10 protein-coding genes are annotated in these 21152 nt (G+C 62.1%); 4 read left to right on the top strand and 6 right to left on the bottom strand.

What is annotated here, in order from left to right; translation table 11 throughout:
* Positions 1-14 precede the first annotated feature (14 nt).
* Positions 15-869, bottom strand: coding sequence for a MinD/ParA family protein (locus tag ACIOVD_RS05495; RefSeq protein ID WP_401126524.1), 855 nt, complete (start codon positions 867-869; stop codon positions 15-17).
* A 762-nt stretch (positions 870-1631) separates the two neighbouring features.
* Here ACIOVD_RS05495 and ACIOVD_RS05500 point away from each other — a divergent pair.
* Both ACIOVD_RS05500 and ACIOVD_RS05505 read left to right on the top strand, forming a co-directional pair.
* On the top strand, positions 1632-1832 hold the full coding sequence (locus ACIOVD_RS05500) for a hypothetical protein (protein ID WP_095170694.1): 201 nt from the start codon (positions 1632-1634) through the stop codon (positions 1830-1832).
* Positions 1833-2102: 270 nt separating this feature from the next.
* Positions 2103-5177, top strand: a complete 3075-nt coding sequence (locus ACIOVD_RS05505; RefSeq protein WP_401126526.1) for a Mur ligase family protein — start codon at positions 2103-2105, stop codon at positions 5175-5177.
* A 44-nt stretch (positions 5178-5221) separates the two neighbouring features.
* On the opposite strand, the gene ACIOVD_RS05510 is transcribed toward ACIOVD_RS05505, so the two are convergent.
* The 5 genes from ACIOVD_RS05510 to ACIOVD_RS05530 form a co-directional block, all read right to left on the bottom strand.
* On the bottom strand, positions 5222-6112 hold the full coding sequence (locus ACIOVD_RS05510) for an alpha/beta hydrolase family protein (RefSeq protein ID WP_401126528.1): 891 nt from the start codon (positions 6110-6112) through the stop codon (positions 5222-5224).
* A gap of 11 nt (positions 6113-6123) precedes the next feature.
* Positions 6124-7374, bottom strand: coding sequence for an HlyD family type I secretion periplasmic adaptor subunit (locus ACIOVD_RS05515; RefSeq protein WP_095170698.1), 1251 nt, complete (start codon positions 7372-7374; stop codon positions 6124-6126).
* 43 nt (positions 7375-7417) lie between these two features.
* On the bottom strand, positions 7418-9601 hold the full coding sequence (locus ACIOVD_RS05520) for a type I secretion system permease/ATPase (RefSeq protein WP_320333388.1): 2184 nt from the start codon (positions 9599-9601) through the stop codon (positions 7418-7420).
* A complete protein-coding gene (locus ACIOVD_RS05525; protein ID WP_401126580.1) occupies positions 9598-11016 on the bottom strand; it encodes a TolC family outer membrane protein in 1419 nt (472 codons plus the stop codon). The genes ACIOVD_RS05520 and ACIOVD_RS05525 overlap by 4 nt, the downstream gene beginning before the upstream one ends.
* Before the next feature lie 246 nt (positions 11017-11262).
* A complete protein-coding gene (locus ACIOVD_RS05530; protein ID WP_401126531.1) occupies positions 11263-18849 on the bottom strand; it encodes a BapA/Bap/LapF family large adhesin in 7587 nt (2528 codons plus the stop codon).
* A 225-nt stretch (positions 18850-19074) separates the two neighbouring features.
* Here ACIOVD_RS05530 and ACIOVD_RS05535 point away from each other — a divergent pair, with 225 nt between their 5' ends.
* Both ACIOVD_RS05535 and wecB read left to right on the top strand, forming a co-directional pair.
* Positions 19075-19380 (top strand): hypothetical protein, encoded by a 306-nt coding sequence (locus tag ACIOVD_RS05535; protein WP_401126533.1) that lies wholly within the window; start codon positions 19075-19077, stop codon positions 19378-19380.
* Positions 19381-19780: 400 nt separating this feature from the next.
* Positions 19781-20944 (top strand): non-hydrolyzing UDP-N-acetylglucosamine 2-epimerase, encoded by a 1164-nt coding sequence (gene wecB, locus ACIOVD_RS05540; RefSeq protein WP_401126535.1) that lies wholly within the window; start codon positions 19781-19783, stop codon positions 20942-20944.
* Positions 20945-21152: the final 208 nt, after the last annotated feature.

A 21152-nucleotide genomic window follows, 5' to 3' on the forward strand; every position in this document is an offset into this window, starting at 1 on the left:
GGCCTTTTGTTGTTTCAGGCATCCACTTCGTCGCCAGGGCTCGGCGCCCCATACCTGGAATTGTGCACCAGTTGTTCGACGAAGAACTCCACGTGCCCGCCAGGGTGAGCCGGCAGAGGCCAGGCGTTGATCTTTTGCGCAATGTCGCGAAAGGCGTTGGCAAACCGGGAACGTGGATACGCTTCGACCACCACCTGTCGCTTGCGTACAGCCCTGGGCACTGATTCGTCGTTGGGCACCGCGCCCAGGTAGTGCAAGTGCACGTCGAGAAGCCGATCGGTGACCTTTTCCAGCTCGGCAAACAGCTTGCGCCCTTCCCGTGCATTTGCCGACTTATTGGCCAGCACGCGAAAGCGGTGAATGCCGTATTGCTGATGAAGCAATTGAATCAGGTTACAAGTGCCACGAATCGCCGCGGGCTCATCACACGCCACCACTATCACTTCCTGGGCGGCACGCAGAAAACTCATCACCGTCTCACCGATACCGGCCGCCGTATCGATGACCAGGACATCCAGTTCGTCGCCAATACTGCTGAAGGCATGGATCAGCGCATGAAATTGTGCCGGTTGCAGGTGGGCCAGGTCCGGCGAACCGGAACTTGCCGCAGCGATACGGATACCTCCTGGGCCCCGTACCAGCGCATCCGCCAGCTCGCAACGCCCGGCAAGGACATCCGCCAGGCGGTACCTGGGTGTCAGCCCCAGCAAGGCATCGATGCTGGCCAGCCCGAGGTCGGCATCCAGCAATACCACCCGCCGGCCGGCTCTCGCCAACGCCAGGGACAGATTGACCGCCACCGTGGTCTTGCCAACGCCACCCTTGCCGCCACTCACGGCAATAACGCGCACACGATGCACACTATTCATCTATTTTTCTCTTGCACACGCCTTGTGCACCCGCCCGTCAAAAAACAGTGCCTGACACGCGCAGGCCAAAAAACCTGGCCAACGCGGCCCTACGCCGAAGGTTATGAATGCTTAGTATCAGTATGTTGGTAACCATCTACTGAACTGCCGAAGTACGCCGTGAGAAACCGACGGTTAAAAAACGGCGAAACTTGCGCGGTGCAGTTAATGCCATGACGCAACACTACCTGACGAGAGAGATCACTCGATTACTGCGCCAATCAGTTAGGCCGAAGTACAGCGCTACAAGCCCATTACTCGCCTGTTAGTCCGCACAGCGCCGTCCACCTCCGACACCCAAACAGCTGCGTCGGTCAGCACCGGGCAGAAAATAAAACAACGCGTCGAAGCGACCTCAATCGTACAGGCTCCCGTCACATGAAAAGTTTCTTACTTAGACCAAATTATAGTTATTACTAAAGCATTAGCCTATGCTGATTTCATCCGAAAGGATGATCACCCCAGCCCCCTTACTATCCGACTAATACAATGATAATAAGATGTGTGCTGCATTATAACGTCAGCCCAAGAAGCCTTTTCCAGAGCCAAAAATTCGAGCGGGCAAAGCCAAGATATTTTTTTTCCGGCAAAGTAGAAAAAGTTCATCAGTTGAATTAGAGTCCCTAGTGAGCTTTGGCGCTGCCTGCTAAAGCCTTATCTTTTATCGGGAATTGGAGAGCCGACCGCTACAGCAGTAATAGCGGCGGAAGAGAAGGATCGCAAATGCATAAGAAAACCGCGCGCCTAACTATACTGATTGATCTTCCGACTAAAAAGAAATTAGAGGATCTCTCTGAGACTGTCGATCTAACCGTGTCGCAGATTCTCAGAAAATTAATCAAGAACCACCTGAGCGAGTTCGACCAACCGATCAGCTTTTCGCCGGAAGAAATAACCCGCGACGACGCTTTTCCGCTCAACTAGAACGAAAGTACCGGTATCCGTGTGACGTAGTTCACATTCGCGCCACTTATTACACCGCCGCTCTTGCCGGACGCGGGAAAACTGCATGGATTCAGTTGGGTTCGATTATCGAACACAATAATGCTAGCCCCCCCAGAATTCTGTCTTCATCTGACGTTGACAATGGATTTTCTTATGTCTTTGAAACAGCAATTACTCGCCTGTTACAACTTTTTTAAAGCACAGACAGTAGAGCCCATCAGCAGCACTGACACGCCGACGACGTGCACCTTGTTTTTTTCCCTCAGCAACGGCACACAACGGGCACGGGTATTCCACAACAGCGCCGACACCTTCGAGGCTGCGTGGAATCACGCACTCCTGAACTTCCCACCACTACCGGTTGCGTCCCAACAAGATCATCCGACCGAGCGGCTCTGGCTGCGGGTTGAGCGTGCTACCCACCTGACGACGCTGTCGTGGGCACAATTGCAGGAGCGCCTGCAGCGCCACAAACGCAATTACTTTCGCTTCGGCATCGCCTTCGACCCGCAACTGAAGACCGCCCTGACCGAACAGGAAATCAACGCCAATGCAATCCTCTACGGCGGTTCGACAGTGCCGCTGGCCCGCTTTAACCCGGGCAATTTTTCGGTGTATGTGAAAAAACGCTTTGCCGATTCAGCAGCGCTGGAGGCCGCCCAAAAGGCCCAAGCCGACCCGCAGACCCCGGTCTACTTGTTCCAGACCCAAGGCGTTTTTTGTGCCGAAGACGGTATCGCCCACGCCCTCAACAGCAGTGGCCCGGATGTCGGGCGCCGCAAGACCTCGGTGCTGGACGCGGGCGAGATCCGCGACAAAGTCGTCAGCGCCTCGGACTTTCTCGCCCGCCAGGTCAAGGACAGCGGGGAATTTGTCTACGGCCAGTTCCCCTGTTTTGACCGCACCATCCAGAACTACAACGCCCTGCGCCACGCCAGCACGACCTATTCGATGATCGAAGCCTGGGCGCTGACCCGAGACGACGCCCTCCTGGCCTCGATCCAACGCGCCCTCGACCACCTCACCGTTACGCTGATCAGGCCCTACACCCTGCCCGACGGCAGCGCCGCCGCGTACCTGGTGGATGTCGGCGACGAAATCAAACTGGGCGGTAACGCGGTCTGCCTGTTGGCCCTGGTGAAATACAGCGAGGTGACCGGCAATCGCGATTACCTCCCGCTGCTGGCGGCGCTAGCCAATGGCATCGCCTGGATGCAGGACCCGCAAACAGGTGGCTTCAACCATGTCCTGCATGCCCACGACCTGAGCGTCAAAGCGCCGTTCCGGATTATCTACTACGACGGTGAAGCTGCCTTCGGGCTGATGCGCCTCTATGGTTTGAGTGGCGACGAACGCTGGTTACACGTCGTCGAGAAAGCCTTCGACTATTTCATCGCCAAGGAACACTGGCGCGAGCACGACCACTGGCTGAGCTATTGCGTCAATGAGCTGACCCGCTATCGGCCCGAGGAAAAATACTTCCGCTTCGGCCTGAACAACTTCGTCGATTACCTGGGGTTTGTGCAGCAACGCATCACCACCTTCCCCACCCTGCTGGAGTTGATGATGGCCGCGCAGCAAATGCTGCAGCGTATCGAGCAACTGCCGCAACTGCGCCATCTGCTCAACGAGGTCGACTTGCAGGCGTTCTATCGCGCCTTGCACCACCGCGCCGGGCACTTGCTCAACGGCTACTTCTGGCCGGAAATGGCAATGTTCTTTGGTCATCCGGCGCGCATCGTCGGCTCGTTCTTTATCCGCCATCACGCCTTTCGCGTGCGTATCGACGACGTCGAACACTACCTCTCGGGGCTGATTGCCTATCACCGCTACCTGCTCGACGGCGCACCGCAGGTCCGCGCCGCCCAGCCAGACATACAGCAAGATGGCGCCGGCTGGCAGTGGGATGCGGCCAAAGTGCTGCAAGCCACCGGTGGCACCTGGGCGGTCGCACCCGAGGCGGATTGGACAGCCAGCGGGCTGGCTCCGTCCATGGCCTACTTCAAACCGCAACGCATGTTGAGCCGCCACCCGAGCAAGGTCGGCGCCAATGAGGCCCGGCTTGCACGCCTGTGGGCCAAGGCCGAGCCGCAGCTGCGTCCCTCAGCCATGGTCTGCGTCGACCCCACGCCTTACCTCGGCAGCGGCCTGCCGGTGCTGCAAGTCCCGGACACGGCAGATGCCATGCTGCAACTGGGGCGGTACGCCCGCAAAGCCTTCGCCGGCCAGGTGTTCGGGGTCACCGGCAGCGCCGGCAAGACCACGGTTTGCGCGATGCTGACCCATGCCCTGGCGCAACTGGGCAGCGTGGCGCAAACCGAGGGCAACGCCAACCTGCCCCATGGGATTGCCTGGAACCTGGCTTGCATGACCGATCCTGCGCGGTTCTGGGTTCTGGAAATGGCCGTCGGCAGGATGCCTATCAACTCCGAACTGGTGCGCCCCCATGTCGCGGTCGTCACCAGCCTGGCCCCGGCACACCTGGAATACCACGGCACCCTGGAGAACCTCGCGCGCAAGAAAAGCGCGATCTTCCGGTCCATGGCACCCGGCGGGCATGCGGTGCTGAACCATGACATGCCGTACTTCCAAGTGTTCGCCAATGCCGCCCAGCGCGCGCAATTGACAGTGCTCAGCTACGGCGAGCACGAACTGGCTGATCTGCGACTGCTGGACTGCTGCACGACCCCGTCCCACTTGCAGGTCAATGCCAGCCTGCGCGGCACGCCCGTGCACTTCAAGTTGCGCGCCCGCGGCCACCATATGGTGCTCAACGCCCTGTCGGTGCTGGCTTCGCTGGTGTGCGCCGGCTTGCCCACGGCCCAAGCCCTGGCCGCACTGGAGACATTCGCCGCGGTGGATGGCCGCGGCAATACCCTGACCATCCCCTGCGGCGACGGTGACTACCAACTGATCAACGACGCCTACAACGCCAATCCGGGCTCGATGGGGGCGTCGCTGAAAATGCTCGCCGAACTGCCCGGCCGGGCCGACCAGCGCGTCGCCGTACTGGGGGATATGCTCGAGTTGGGCCCCGACACCCAGCGCTATCACCTGGAACTGGCCGAGTCCCTGCTGGCCGCAGCCCCACGCCAGACCCTGCTCTGCGGACCACTGATGCACGGGTTGTATGTGCAACTGCGCGATCAGTTACCCATCGAGTGGTTCGAGGACGTCAAGGCCCTGCAGGAGCAACTGCCACGGCACGCCGCGCGCTGGTTCCAACCGGGTGATTGGGTACTGGTGAAGAGTTCTGGCGGCACTGGGCTGTCCCAGGTGGTCGACTCACTGATGGCCGCCGAGCCGGCCGTCGCGGCGCTCTGACACCCTCCGTGACCACGACTCGCTGACTCCAGCGAGTCGTGCCTTCAAGGTTGTGCGCACTGCGCCGCCGTCTTCAGCCCGATATCGTTGCGCAACTGATGAAACGCCGGTGCAGTTGCCGGTGCTTCGATCAGTTGTGCCGGCAATCCGGCATCGCGCAGTGCCTGGTAGAACTGCTCCTGCAACACAAAGGGGGCGACCTGATCGTTGCGATTGCCCAGCACAAACAACTGACGATCGGGCACCTGCGCAATACCGGCGACATGCTCCAGCGGATCGTACGGATGCAACAGGCCATTGGTGTCGCGCCCCTCGCGGGACGGCAGGCCTTTGCTGCGACGAATCATCTGCGCCCGTTCGAGCAAGGCAAAGGCTCCCGAAGTCATGACCGCGCACTGCACATCTTCGCGCCCCAGTGTCAGCAAGGCCGCCACCACCGTCGCCCCGCCGCTGTGCCCGAGCAACACAAAACGGCCGATGCCGTAGCGCTGGCGCAACTGGTCGAGTGCCGCGTCCAGCGCCTGGAACTCGGCGGGCTGGCGCCGCTGGCCATGGTTGCCGCTGGAGCCGTAGGTCCCCGGACGCGCAACAATCACCACCGGCACCCCGGCCCGCCGACTCAGGGTCGCCGCTTGCCGATCCTTGGCGCGCAGGGTATTGCCGGCAATGGTTGCGGGCGCGCGGTGCATTTCGATATTGCGGTCACCATGAAACATCACGATCACCACCGGCGCGTGCGCAAGCGGCACGGCACTGAAGTAGCGGATGCAGGCCTGGCCGTTGGCGTACTCGACCCACAGGGCCGAGTCCTGATCGGTGCAAACTGCGGGATCTGCCGGGGCATTCCACGCCAGTGGCAGGTCTTCCGTGCCCCGGGCCCACAGCGGCGCACTGACCAGCAGCACCGCACACGCCAGCCACCTGGCGACGCTCATTGAGCGCATGCCTAGCGCTCGCGCAAGGCTTCGCGCGCCCGGTTCATCGGCTTGATCAGGTAATCGAGCACAGTCTTCTGGCCGGTCTTGATGTCCGCCGCCGCGATCATCCCCGGCACAATGGAAAACGCCTTGCCGGCCTTGTTGTGCAGCTCATTGTCATTGGTGCGAATGAACACGCGGTAGTAGAAGACCTCGGGTTTGACTTCATCCTGGATGGTGTCCGGGGAAATAGTCACCACCTTGCCATCCATGCTGCCGTAGATGGAGTAGTCATAGGCCGTGATCTTGACCTTGGCGTCCTGGTCGGGATGGATGAAGGCAATGTCCCGCGGGGAAATGCGCGCCTCGATCAACAGCTGATCGTCCATCGGCACGATCTGCATCAAGCGGCCATTGGGTGGAATGATCCCGCCGATGGTGGTGACCTCGATGTCCTTGACGATCCCCCGTACCGGCGAGCGCAACGTCAGGCGCGTGACCGAGTCGGAACGGCCCTTGAGCACCGAGGACAGGGTCTGGACATCGGAGTTGGCCTTGGCCAGTTCTTCGCCGGCCCGTACCATGTATTCGGAGCGCGACTGGGTGAGTTTCAGCTCCAGCTCGGACTTCTGGCGCTTCAGGCGCAAGACCTCGACGTTACTCGCGGCGCCGACCCGGGCCAGGTTCTCGGTGATTTCCAGCTCGCTGCGCACCAGCCCCAGGGAGGCCCGCACCCCCGCCTGCGACTCTTCCAGCCCTTTGCGCCGGGTCTGGTACAGGTCGGTTTCAGCGCTCATCAGCGCCGGGTAGGCCTTGAGTTCCGCCGGGAAAGCCAGCGGGGTGCCGTTCACTTCCGCCTGCAACCGCGCAACGCTGGCCAGGGAGGCGCGGTACTTGGCGGCACTCTCGCCGAAGTTGGATTCGGTCTTGGTCGGGTCGAGCTTGGCGAGGATTTCCCCCTGCTTGACGATATCCCCCTCGGCCACATTCAGTTCGGCGACGATGCCGCCCTCCAGCGACTGGATCACCTGCTCGCGCGAGGTCGGGATCACCTTGCCAGTGCCGGTCGACACTTCATCGATTTCAAACAGGTAGGCCCACACCCCGAACGCCAGCAGCATCAGCGCCACACACCAGACGACGCGCGTCGAGCGCACGACCGTGACGTCATCCAGGCTGTCGTCGGCGCTTGAGTTGTCACCCTGGGTATTCGCCGAGCCTGCCCGTGGCACCCGCGCCAGGTCCGGGTTCGAGCCCGAGGAACGATTGTTGTTTTCCATCTGAGCTATCCTTTTGCGCAGTCAGTGGCTGGGAGCAGCCGGCTCACTGCGCCGGGTTCCGAGGTTTGGAAAGACGGGCAATGGCGTTGTCCTTGGTGTCATCGATGATCACCGCGCCGTTGTCGACGACGATGATCCGATCCACCAGGCTCAACACACTCATGCGGTGCGTGGCGATGATCAGCGTGCGCTGCGCGCCCCACTGGCCCAGGCTCTGGATCAGCTTGCGTTCACTGGCGTCGTCGAGGGCCGCAGTGGGTTCGTCCAGCAGCACAATCTGCGGCTGGCGAATGATCAACCGCGACAGCAGCAGCGCCTGGCGCTGGCCACCGGACAGGCCGAGGCCACCTTCCAGAATCATGTGGTCCATGCCCAGTGCGAACTTGCTGATGAACTCCAGTGCACCGGTCAGCGCCAGCGCTTCGAGCAGGTCCTGGTCGCTGGCGTGTGCCGCTCCCAGCATCAGGTTTTCCCGCAGGGTGCCGTGGAACAGCCGTGAGTTCTGGGTCAGCAGGCCAACATCGCGGCGCACATCGGCCGGGTCGATATGGCTCAGGCCGACGCCATCCAGGGTCAGCGAACCTGAACTGAGGTCGATCATCCCGGCCATGGCCTGCAGCAGCGTCGACTTGCCTGCGCCGTTGCGCCCGAGCACCGCGATGCGCTCACCCGGGGCAATCTTCAAGTGCTTGACCGTGAGGGCCGGCATCGGTGCATCTTCGGCGTACTTGAACTCGGCCTGCTTGAACTCATAGTCGCCGCGCACCAGCGGCAAGTGCACACGCTTGCTGCCTTCGGCCTGGTCGACCGGCATCTGCATGATCCGGTGCAAGCCCTGCAGGGCCACTTTGGCCTGTTGCCAGCGGGTCAGCACCAGGGTGATCTGCGACATCGGCGCCATCATGCGCGAGGCCAGGATCGACGCGGCCACCAGGCTACCGGTGGTCATGTCGCCCGCCATCACCATCGGCGCACCGAACACCACCACCACGGCAAACACGCCGCCCTGCACGCTCTGGGTCCAGGTCACCAGGCCACTGGTGAGCGTGCGCGAACGCAGGCTGGCCTCGGCGGCGGTCGCGTTGTAGTGGTTCCACTGCTGCTGGAAACGCTGTTCGGCCTGCAGCATCTTGATGTCGTCCAGGCCTTGCACGGTCTCCACCAGCATGGCGCTGCGCAGCGAACTCTCGCGCATCGACTGGTTGGCCAGCCTCGCCAGTTTGCGTTGCGACAACAGCCCCGGGATGATCAGGAACAGCACCGCGCCCAGTGGCACGGCCACCAGCGGCCCGGCAATAAACCAGTAGATCACCACGAACATCAGGAAAAACGGCAGGTCGGCCAAGGCGCTGGCAGTGCTGGAGGTGATCAGTTCACGCAGTTGCTCAAGCTCGCGTAACTGGGAAATGAACGAACCGGTGGATTTTGGCCGGGCGCTGTTACGCAGGCGAATCGCATGGCCGAAGACCAGGTCGGAGACGCGCATGTCGGCACGCTTGCCGAGCAAGTCGGTGATGCGCACACGCATTACCCGCAGGACAAAATCGAAAAACAGCGCCAGCATCACTCCGCCGAACAACACGTACAGGGTCGGCATCGACTCGGCGGGAATCACCCGGTCGTACACCTGCATGGAAAACAGCACCCCGGCCAGGCCGAGGATGTTCGCCGCCAGCGATGCCAACATGACATGGCCGTAGGGGCGCATGTCGCGCAGGACGATGTTCCTGAACCAGCTTTTCTCGTAGGGCTTGATGTAGTCGTCGACCCGCGAGTCCCGCGCCGCCTGCACCGGTCGCAGAATCAGCGCCTTGCGCGCCGACACCAGCAGCTCGGCACGGCTGATGCGGCTTTGCAGGCCTTGGTCACCGCTGTAGACAATACCCAGTTCATCGTCGTCGCTGAGGGTCTGCAGCACACCGATTTGCCCATCGTCGAACTGCAGCACCAGGGGCAGGCGCCGCTGGACCAACAGCGCCGGGCTGAAATCCACGACCTTCAGGCTCAGCCCGGCCTGGCGTGCCATCTGCCGCAGCACCTCGTCGACCCCGGTGCCCTTGCTCCACTGGGCGGCAATGCGCACATTCTGCGCCGAGCAATCCAGGCGATTGTGCCGGGCGACCGCGAGGATCGCTTCCAGCCAATCTTCGTAATCGAGCGCGCTGGCCGCCTCCAGGGTCTGCGGTTCGGTGGCGCCCTGGGTATCCAGGTTCACGGCGTCGTTCATGGTCGAATCTCCACACCTTGGATGGTGCCACTGTCCAGATTGAACGCCGTGCGCAAGGCGCTGCTGTTGTACAGGCAATCGATTTCCAGACGGTGCAGATCCGCGGCGGTGTTGGCCCGATCCATGGCAGCCTGGTGGATTTCCTGCTCGGCGTTCAACAGATCGAGCAATGGCCGCGTGCCCAACTCAAGGTATTGCTGGCGATACAAATCGCGGGTTTCAGAAATGCTGCGTTCACGGAAATCCAGGGTGGTCAGGCGCTGTTCGAGGCTGGAGGTCTGATCCCGCGCCTCAAGCAAACCCTGGCGTACCGCCAGGCGCGCAGCGTCGTTGGCCGCCTCGGCCGCCCGCAACGCTTGGGCCGCTGCCGATTTGCGGGCATTGATCGCGCCGCCCTGGTACAGCGGCATCTCGACGTTGAGGAAGATTCCGTAGCGCGTGCGGTCGCGCCCGCCCACGCTGCCATCTTCATCATTGCTGTCCAGGTACTGGGTGGCCGACGGGTCCAGCGACACCGTCGGCATCGCTTCGGCCCGGGCCTGGGCGATCTGCGCCTGGGCATCGACTTGCTGCGCCTGGGCGATCAACAACGAAGGCGTCAGCACCTCGTCGGCATTGATGCCTTGGCAGGACTGGCGCAGCGTGCTCGGTACCTCAGCGGCAACACTGACCGGCGTGCGCGCGCCGAGCAAACTGCCCAGGCTGCTGCGCCAGCGGTTGTACAGCGCGGTGTATTGCAACTGCGTGGCAACGGCAGCCTCGACCCGCGAGCGCGCCTGGATCAGGTCGGAGCGGGTGCTGGCGCCCATGTCGCTGCGCTTTTGCGCCAGGTCGGCAATGGCCGTCAGGCCCTTGACCTGCGCGCGGGAGATGTTGAGCAACGCCTGGTAGCGCTGCAGCTCGATCACCGAAAACGCGGTATCGCGTGCCACCTGGTCGATGGCCAGCAACACCGAAGCCTGCTTGCCATTCACCCGGGCCACGGCACTGTCCACTGCACTGTCTACCTTGCCGAAGTCATACAACATCTGCGAAGCCGACAAGGTGAAGGCCTGGCTTTGGCCGTTGCCGGTCAGGCCGCTGTCGTACCCGGAATTGAACCCGCCACGAATCTGCGGGTAATAACCGGCACGGGCCACGGTGACATTGTCGTGTTGCTGGTACAGCTGGCCGATCGACTCGGCGATCGCGGGATGCCAGGCGACGGCCAGTTGAATGGCGCGCGGCATTTCGAGGTTGTCGGGGACTGCATGACTGGGGGCAGCCGGCTGGCTGGCACCGAACGAATCACCCGGTAAATTCTTGCCCACATCTTTGGGGCTGATGGTGTTGATACTTTCGGGTTCGTAGTCGCGTGTCAGCGCTACGGCCCGCTCTATCGTCAATGGCTGTACGGCGACTGCCAACAACGCCACAAACAGGAACTCGAACCGATCCTTAGGTCTCAAGTAATGCTCCACATCAGCTTGTGATGAAAAAGATAGACGCTTATTTGCCCTGCTGCCGACTCAATTTCAGCGACCTGCACGGCTCACTCGAATTCGTGGTGTAACGCCAGGGCGGCGCAAGAACGCGCCGCCTGGATCGTTACTGTTGATTGATGGAGGATCAAAGGAGAACGCCAGGCCCTGCGGCCCGACGCTCCCCCGCCAGCAACGTGGTTAAACCACGTTGACCCCGCTTTGCACCCAGAGTTGATGGGTTTCATCTTCCTGGCTGGTGTACACCACGTACTCCTGCCCGTTCTCCAGTTGAGTGGATCCCACCGACCAGTTGCCCGTCAGGTGGACGCTGTCTTGCTCGTCGCCCTGGATAAACAATCTATCCGTCTCGGGCGCCGTCACTGCCAGCAGGTCTTCCAGGCTCACGGTCAGGTCGACCGCACTGAAGTCGTTCAGGTCGATGCTCTCGATATCGCTGACTTTACCGACCAGCAAGCTCAAGTTAATCGTCGCATCGCCACCGTCCCAGACCAGGGTGTCGAAGCCGTCCCCGCCATCCACCGCTGCAAACTCGGTGTCATGGATCGCGATATGGTCAGCACCGTCGGCACCTTCGGTGATCGTGGCCGATGACGGTTCCTGCTCGAACGCAGCTGCGGCGAAGCCTGGGGCTTCGGTTGCAGGATTGCCCGGGTTGGCATCGTCCCAGACCAGATCAAGATCCGGCGAGTCAAGGCGTACGTACAGCGTGGCGGTGTCCTCCTGGCCACCTGGAGTGGTGAGTTTGTAGGTGAAGCTGTCCACTTTGCCGACATCAGCCAGCGCCAGACCCGGGGTCGGCGTGTAGCTGTAGTCACCGTCTGCGTGCAACGTCAGCGTGCCGAATTGCCCTTGCACCACCGCTCCGGTTTGACCCGGAATGACGTAGACCCCGTTGATCAACACACTCAGTACCGTCAACGTCGACGGAATACTGTCTGGCACGGAGTGATCGCTGATCAGCAGGACATTGCCCGTTGCGGCGGTCGCAGCCCCCGTGACGAACTCCGTCAGGTGGGTGGTGAGCAGCGTCTGTGCAACCGTCACCGTTCCAAGCGAGACCAAAGCCCCGGTCGTTGACGTCACTCGATACTCACCTGCCTCACTCACAGTGAAGGTATGGGTCGCATCGACAGTGCTCTGTGCCGGCACCACCGGTTTCCACGTTGAACCGTCCCACTTCTGCAGGACAATCGTGGTCGTAGGCAGTACGCCAACTCCGACGAAGCTACGGCTGACTTGCAGTTGTACCGTCGTATCGGCTTCGACCGTGAAAGCCTCACCGGCGACAGTCCTGGAACCGACGGCCAGCGGAGGCGAGTAAATCAGGGCCGTCAACTCGGCGCTATCGACTGGATTGACCAGATCAATCTGCGCAGTACCGATGTCATCGGTGGCAACCAGCGCCACGACACCCGGTGCCGACGGATCGGCAGGACTCCAGGTAACCGTCGAGTCGGTGCTGTCGATGCGCACGTACAGGGTGGCCGAAGCCGTCCCGCCAGCCGCTGTCGCCAGTTGATAGACGAAGGCATCTACCTTGCCGATGTTCGCCGCATCGCCCGATGGCGTGTAGCTGTAATCACCATTGGCAAAGATCGTCAGATCACCGTACAGCCCGTGAACCACGGTACTGCCCACTGGATTGATAACCACACCGTTGACTTCGTCGACCGTCGCATCCGCTGCGGTACCTGGAGAGTCCGGCACGCCTGCAAAGCCGTCATCGATGATGACGTTCCCGCTGACTTCACCGCCCGTGACATCGAAGTCCACCAGGCTGACGTTATCGACACTCAGTGTTGCCGTAACGTTTGCACCTACTGCCACGACCGCAGGGTCCATGGTGAGCGTGAAGCGATACTCGCCTGCCGCCAGGCCTTCGACTTTCGCGCTGTTACTGGAACCGAACAGCCCCAGCAGATCGAGCAAGCCACCGCCTACGCTGCCCTGTTCCACCGTCGTCCAGCCGCCAGCACCATCACTGACCTCAAGCTTGGCCGTGAACCCGCTACCCAACACGGAGACCAGGTCACCCGCACCGAAGGACAGATTCAAGGTACCGGTGCTTTCGTCCGACACGGAGAACGTCTGCGACAGCGTCGGCACACCTAACTGAATACCCAGCACATCGAGCAACGTGAACACGTTCATGTTGTTGAGAGAAGTGTTGGTCGTAACCGGAGTTACGGTCAATTCAGCGGTTGCCAGGTCGTCGAAGGCTTCCAGGTCGGCGTCGGCATCAGCGTCGGCGTCCGCATCCGCATCCGCATCCGCGTCGGCATCGGCATCGGCATCGGCATCGGCATCCGCATCCGCATCCGCATCAGCATCAGCATCAGCATCGGCATCCGCATCAGCATCAGCATCAGCATCAGCATCAGCATCAGCATCAGCATCAGCATCGGCGTCGGCGTCGGCATCAGCGTCGGCATCGGCATCGGCATCGGCATCCGCATCCGCGTCAGCATCGGCATCGGCATCGGCGTCGGCGTCGGCGTCGGCGTCGGCGTCAGCATCGGCATCCGCATCGGCATCCGCATCCGCATCCGCATCCGCATCGGCGTCAGCATCCGCATCGGCATCGGCATCGGCATCGGCATCGGCATCGGCATCCGCGTCGGCATCGGCGTCAGCATCCGCATCGGCATCGGCATCGGCATCGGCATCGGCATCGGCATCGGCGTCGGCGTCGGCATCAGCATCCGCATCCGCATCCGCATCCGCATCCGCATCAGCATCAGCATCAGCATCAGCATCAGCATCAGCATCAGCATCCGCATCGGCGTCGGCATCAGCATCCGCATCCGCGTCAGCATCGGCATCGGCATCGGCATCGGCATCGGCATCGGCATCGGCGTCAGCATCAGCATCCGCATCGGCATCGGCATCCGCGTCGGCATCGGCATCGGCGTCGGCGTCGGCGTCGGCGTCGGCATCAGCATCCGCATCCGCATCCGCATCCGCGTCCGCGTCAGCATCGGCGTCAGCATCGGCATCGGCATCGGCATCCGCATCCGCATCCGCATCAGCGTCGGCATCGGCATCGGCGTCAGCATCCGCATCGGCGTCGGCGTCGGCGTCAGCATCCGCGTCGGCATCCGCATCCGCATCCGCATCCGCATCCGCATCCGCATCAGCATCAGCATCAGCATCAGCATCAGCATCGGCATCGGCATCAGCATCCGCATCCGCATCGGCGTCGGCATCGGCATCGGCATCAGCGTCGGCATCAGCATCGGCGTCGGCGTCCGCGTCGGCATCGGCATCGGCATCGGCATCGGCATCGGCATCGGCATCGGCATCGGCATCAGCGTCGGCGTCGGCGTCGGCATCCGCGTCGGCGTCGGCGTCGGCGTCGGCGTCAGCATCGGCATCCGCATCGGCATCGGCATCGGCATCGGCATCGGCATCGGCATCCGCGTCAGCATCCGCATCCGCATCGGCGTCCGCATCAGCATCAGCATCAGCATCAGCATCAGCATCAGCATCAGCATCGGCATCGGCATCGGCATCGGCATCGGCATCGGCGTCAGCATCGGCGTCGGCGTCGGCGTCGGCATCAGCATCAGCATCAGCATCAGCATCAGCATCAGCATCGGCGTCAGCATCGGCATCGGCATCGGCATCGGCGTCGGCATCAGCATCGGCATCGGCATCGGCATCGGCGTCGGCGTCGGCGTCGGCATCGGCATCGGCATCGGCGTCGGCGTCGGCGTCGGCGTCAGCATCGGCATCCGCATCCGCATCGGCATCGGCATCCGCATCCGCGTCAGCATCGGCATCGGCATCGGCATCGGCGTCAGCATCCGCGTCGGCATCGGCATCGGCATCGGCATCCGCGTCAGCATCGGCGTCGGCATCCGCATCCGCATCCGCATCGGCGTCGGCATCGGCGTCCGCATCAGCATCAGCATCAGCATCCGCATCCGCATCCGCATCCGCGTCGGCATCCGCGTCAGCATCGGCGTCGGCATCCGCATCCGCGTCGGCATCGGCATCGGCATCGGCATCGGCATCAGCATCAGCATCAGCATCAGCATCAGCATCGGCATCCGCGTCGGCATCAGCATCAGCATCAGCATCAGCATCAGCATCCGCGTCCGCGTCCGCGTCAGCATCGGCGTCGGCGTCCGCATCGGCGTCCGCATCGGCGTCGGCATCGGCATCGGCATCGGCATCGGCATCCGCGTCAGCATCGGCGTCGGCGTCGGCATCGGCATCGGCATCCGCATCCGCATCCGCATCCGCGTCAGCATCGGCGTCGGCGTCGGCGTCGGCATCGGCATCGGCATCCGCATCCGCATCGGCGTCGGCATCAGCATCCGCGTCAGCATCGGCATCGGCATCCGCGTCAGCATCGGCGTCGGCGTCGGCATCCGCATCGGCATCCGCGTCGGCATCGGCATCGGCATCCGCATCCGCATCGGCATCCGCATCCGCATCGGCATCGGCGTCAGCATCCGCATCCGCGTCGGCATCGGCATCGGCATCCGCGTCAGCATCGGCGTCGGCATCCGCATCCGCATCGGCGTCGGCGTCGGCGTCGGCATCGGCATCCGCGTCAGCATCCGCATCCGCATCCGCATCGGCATCGGCATCGGCATCGGCATCGGCATCAGCATCAGCGTCGGCATCGGCATCGGCATCGGCATCCGCATCGGCATCAGCATCCGCATCCGCATCCGCATCCGCATCCGCATCAGCGTCGGCATCCGCATCGGCATCGGCATCGGCATCAGCGTCGGCATCCGCATCCGCATCGGCATCGGCATCCGCGTCAGCATCCGCATCCGCATCCGCATCCGCATCGGCATCGGCATCGGCATCGGCATCCGCGTCAGCATCCGCATCCGCGTCGGCATCCGCATCAGCGTCGGCATCGGCATCGGCATCGGCATCCGCGTCAGCATCGGCGTCGGCGTCGGCGTCGGCGTCGGCATCAGCATCCGCATCCGCATCCGCATCGGCGTCGGCGTCGGCGTCGGCATCAGCATCGGCGTCGGCATCGGCGTCCGCATCAGCATCGGCATCGGCATCGGCATCGGCATCGGCATCGGCATCGGCATCAGCGTCAGCATCCGCATCCGCATCCGCGTCAGCATCCGCGTCCGCGTCGGCATCGGCATCGGCATCGGCATCGGCATCGGCATCGGCATCGGCGTCAGCATCAGCATCCGCATCCGCATCCGCATCCGCATCGGCATCGGCATCCGCGTCGGCATCGGCGTCAGCATCCGCGTCGGCGTCGGCGTCGGCGTCGGCGTCGGCGTCAGCATCCGCATCCGCATCCGCGTCAGCATCGGCGTCGGCATCCGCGTCGGCATCGGCATCGGCATCGGCATCCGCGTCAGCATCGGCATCGGCGTCCGCATCCGCATCCGCATCGGCATCGGCATCGGCATCGGCGTCGGCGTCCGCGTCCGCGTCGGCATCGGCATCCGCATCGGCATCGGCATCGGCATCGGCATCGGCATCGGCATCGGCATCGGCGTCAGCATCAGCATCCGCATCCGCATCCGCATCCGCATCCGCATCGGCATCGGCATCCGCGTCGGCATCGGCATCCGCATCCGCATCGGCATCGGCATCCGCATCGGCATCTGCGTCGGCATCGGCATCGGCATCGGCATCGGCATCGGCGTCGGCGTCGGCGTCCGCATCAGCATCAGCATCCGCATCAGCATCCGCATCCGCATCAGCATCCGCATCCGCATCGGCGTCAGCATCGGCATCGGCATCCGCGTCGGCATCGGCGTCCGCATCAGCATCAGCATCAGCATCAGCATCCGCATCCGCGTCCGCGTCAGCATCCGCGTCGGCGTCGGCGTCGGCGTCGGCATCAGCATCGGCGTCGGCATCGGCGTCGGCGTCAGCATCGGCATCGGCGTCCGCATCCGCGTCGGCATCCGCATCGGCATCGGCGTCGGCATCCGCATCCGCATCCGCATCCGCATCAGCGTCCGCATCGGCGTCAGCGTCGGCGTCGGCATCCGCATCCGTCTCATCGATGTCCGGAGCAGTTACTTGGGTCGGGCCTGATTCGTTTTCTGCAGCGTCGGTCAGCGTTACCGCGATGGTTTCGCCGTTGACTTGTGGGGTGGTGAGCACGACTTCGAAGGTGCCGTCGGTGCCAACGGAGCCGGTGCCGATGACGTTGCCATCGGCATCCTTGAGGGTGACCGTGGTTTCTGGCTCGCCTTTACCGGTGACGGTGGTGCCATCGGCGCTCACCACCAGGTCGGTCGGTGGTGCAGGGGCGGTGGAGTCGTCCGCGACGACAGTCGCCGGGGCCGAGACGTTGCCTGCGCCATCAGTGAGTGTTGCGGTCAGGGTTTCGCCGTTGGTTTGTGGCGTAGTCAGCACAACTTCGAAATTGCCATCGGTACCGACTGTTCCGGTACCAATGATGTTGCCATCGGCATCCTTGATGGTGACGCTGGTGTTGGGTTCACCTTTACCGGTGACGGTGGTGCCATCGGCCATGACAGCCAGGTCGGTCGGGGCATCGGGAGCTGTGATGTCCCGCTCTTCGACGACGACGGTGTGGGCGATGACGTCCGCTGGCGCGGACACGTTGCCGGCGGCATCGGTCAGCGTCGTGGTGAGGGTTTCACCGTGGTTTTTCGGGGTGTCGAGCGTAACCACGAAGGTGCCGTCGGCGCCGACTGTACCGGTGCCGATCACGTTGCCGTCGGCATCCTTGATGGTGACGATGGTGTTGGGTTCGCCTTTGCCGCTGACGGTGTTGCCGTCGGTGCTGACCGCAAGATCAGTCGCGGCCGCCGGAGCGCTGGTGTCGCTGGCGTCGACGCTGGCCGGTGGCGAGACGTTGCCCGCCGCATCGGTCAAGGTGGCCGTCAGGGTTTCGCCGTTGGTTTGCGCTGGGGTCAGGGTGACGACGAAGTTGCCATCGGCGCCGACGGTGCCGGTGCCAATCACATTGCCATTGGCATCCTTGATGGTGACCGTGGTGTTGGGTTCACCCTTGCCGCTGACGGTACTGCCATCAGCACTGACGGCCAGATCGCTCGGTGCGGCGGGGGCCGTGGTGTCGCCCGCGGTGATGGTGCCGGGAGCAGAGACGTTACCCGAAGCGTCAGTGAGGCTGACCTCGACTGTTTCACCATTGGTTTGCGGGGTGTCCAGGTTGACCTGGAAGTTGCCATCAGCGCCGACCGTGCCCGTGCCGATAACGCGGCCACTGGCGTCCTTGACTGTCACCGTCGAACCCGGTTCGCCGCGACCACTGAGTACCGCGCCGGTGGTGTCGAAGGCCAGGCCAGTAGGGGCGTCTGGAGGCGTCGAGTCGGCGTCACCGCCACCGCCACCGCTGCCCCCATGTCCACCAAAGAATATTGCTGCGGCACCGCCGACACCCAGCAGGCTCAACCCCCACGCCAGCCAGTCTGGCGTGGTGCTGCCCGCCGCCGTAGCGGCCATCAGGTCTTCAAGGGTGCCGATTTCGCCAAAGGTAAAACCGGAATACGGCGAGGAGTAGCTCCCCAGGAACAGGGTTCCGTCGTTGTCCTCCAGGACCAATTGGTTGGGTTCGCCATCGCTGCCGACCACAAAGAAGTTATGGACCGTGACCGTGCCACCGGACTTCAGGGTGATGACCAGATTCTTGCCCGACTGCTGCATCGACTGGACGCTGCTCGGGCTAATGGGCACTTTTACAATACTGGTTCCGTTCAGGGCGACATTACCGAACGTTTGTTCGGTCGCCGCCCCCGTCGCCTTGTCGACAATTACAATATTCTTCATCGCACACCTGTTTTTTATTTCAGCTAGTCGAATCCCATAACAAAATCGACTCGAACGCGTGCGCAGCTTCTTAAGCAGAGGCTGAGCATTCGTATAAGCGAAAGTTATGTAAAAGTTTTAATCCAGAAGTAGTACTCAACCCACACCGGAGCGCTCACTGGGTGCCAGGTGTTTAACCTGGCCAGCACGTGGGAAGTTGGACTTGCACAGGGGAGTTGCAGCGCCATGCTGCAAGGGCATCAAGCGGAGGAACCAGCGCTTGCGGAGGGGGTTGATCACCGTAGACGCTCCCTGTCTTTTGCCCGTCATCGGGAATCGCATCCTTTCGTAAAACGTATCCAGCACGCCTTTGAAAAGCTGCAAGAAGTAAGCAAAAACCGTCGTGATAGAACTTCCCAGCACACTGAAAACGGTTCGCTTACAAGGATACTAACCAGCAAAAAGTTGGCGTCAAAGAAAAAAGTTCACGCCGTCAATACCCACATTAAAACAACGGCAAAGAAGATTGGGCGCGGATGTTTCGAGAATTAAAAGGAAAAAATACTGGGTGATAATTTCATTATCATAAAATATTACTGAAGGAGATTTTCAATACCTTCGAAGAGCAAAATCATGCACAAAGCATTAAGCATTTAGACTTGTTACATTTGGAAATATATTTGTCGAGCGGTTCCAGGCCAGCACAGGACATACACTCGACCGCGCTGGCCGATCAGACCTCGAACCGACTCACCGTGCCCGCCCAAAAAAACCTTTCATGCTGCCTGCGGAACAAAAACCGTCCGGCGACCACCAACATAAGAAGGGCTGCGCAGCTCACGGAAGTAGCAGTCAAGCGCAGCAACAGGCGTCGTTTGCTTCGACCCTGACCATGGCGTACCCCAAGGGACGGCATGCCGGGGGTCATTCCCTGTATGGAGATAGAGAAAACATGAGAGTCCTGTCGTTGTTCGGCACCCGCCCCGAAGGCATCAAGATGGCCCCATTGGTCCATAGCCTGGCCGGTACCGAAGGCATCGAGAGCATTGTCTGCACCACCGGCCAACACCGGCACATGCTCGATCAGGTGCTGCAGTTATTTGATATCAAGACCCACCACGACCTGGACGTGATGCTCCCAGGACAAACCCTCAATGGCCTGTTCGCGCGCTTGATGACCCGGGTCGATGCCCTGCTCGAAGAGGTCAAGCCCGACTGTGTGCTGGTGCACGGCGATACCTCCACGGCAACCGCCTGCAGCCTGGCCGCGTTCCACCGGCGCATCCCGATCGGGCATGTCGAGGCTGGCTTGCGCACCGGCGACCTGACCCAGCCGTTTCCCGAGGAAATGAACCGGCGCGTGGTCGACGTCATGGGCAAATGGCTGTTCGCACCGACCGTGACCTCGCGCGACAACCTGCTCAAGGAAAACCTCGAAGGCCGTATCTATGTCACCGGCAACACGGTGATCGATGCCCTGGAGCTGACGCTGCGCAAACTCGACCACAACCCGGACATGGAGGCCAGCCTGGCCGCGCGTTATGCCTGGGTCGACCCGGCACAACGCCTGGTGTTGGTGACCGGTCACCGCCGCGAGAATTTCGGCGCTGGTTTCATCCAGATCTGCTCGGCCCTGGCGGAGCTGGCCAAGCGTGAGGATGTGCAGATCGTCTACCCGGTGCACTTGAACCCACAGGTGCGCGACGTCGTGATGTCGACCCTTTCCGGCCTGCCCAACATCCACCTTATCGAGCCGCTGGATTACCTGGATTTCGTCTGGTTCATGCGCCGTGCCTACCTGATCCTCACCGATTCGGGCGGTGTTCAGGAAGAGGCCCCGCACCTCGGCAAACCGGTGCTGGTGATGCGCGACACCACCGAGCGCCCGGAAGCGGTGAGTGCCGGAACGGTGACACTGGTCGGGACTCGCAAGGAGCGCATTGTCAGCGCCGTGCAGACCTTCCTCGACGACGCCGAGCACTATCAACGGGTGGCTCACAGCGTCAATCCCTACGGTGACGGACACGCCACAACACGGATCATTTCGGCACTCACCGGCCGCCAATTCAGTGAGTTTGATCCACCCATCCCGGCAATCCGCCCGACCATCGGCTAAACTGAATAGTCAAAATTACGGCGCGCCAAACCAAAGGCGCGCAAAATAATAAAAATTACACCAAAATATTGACACAATACGTTACGGCACGCCACAGTGTGGTTGCCAATGCGGGGATGGATCCAAAGCTGCCACAGGGACAACCAATGGCCATTTGCCCCTCCTGCACTGCCAGTTATTGTTCGAGCTCATGCCGGCCCGTTTGTCA

The sequence above is a fragment of the Pseudomonas sp. NPDC087626 genome (genome assembly GCF_044743405.1).
Classification (GTDB): Bacteria; Pseudomonadota; Gammaproteobacteria; order Pseudomonadales; family Pseudomonadaceae; genus Aquipseudomonas.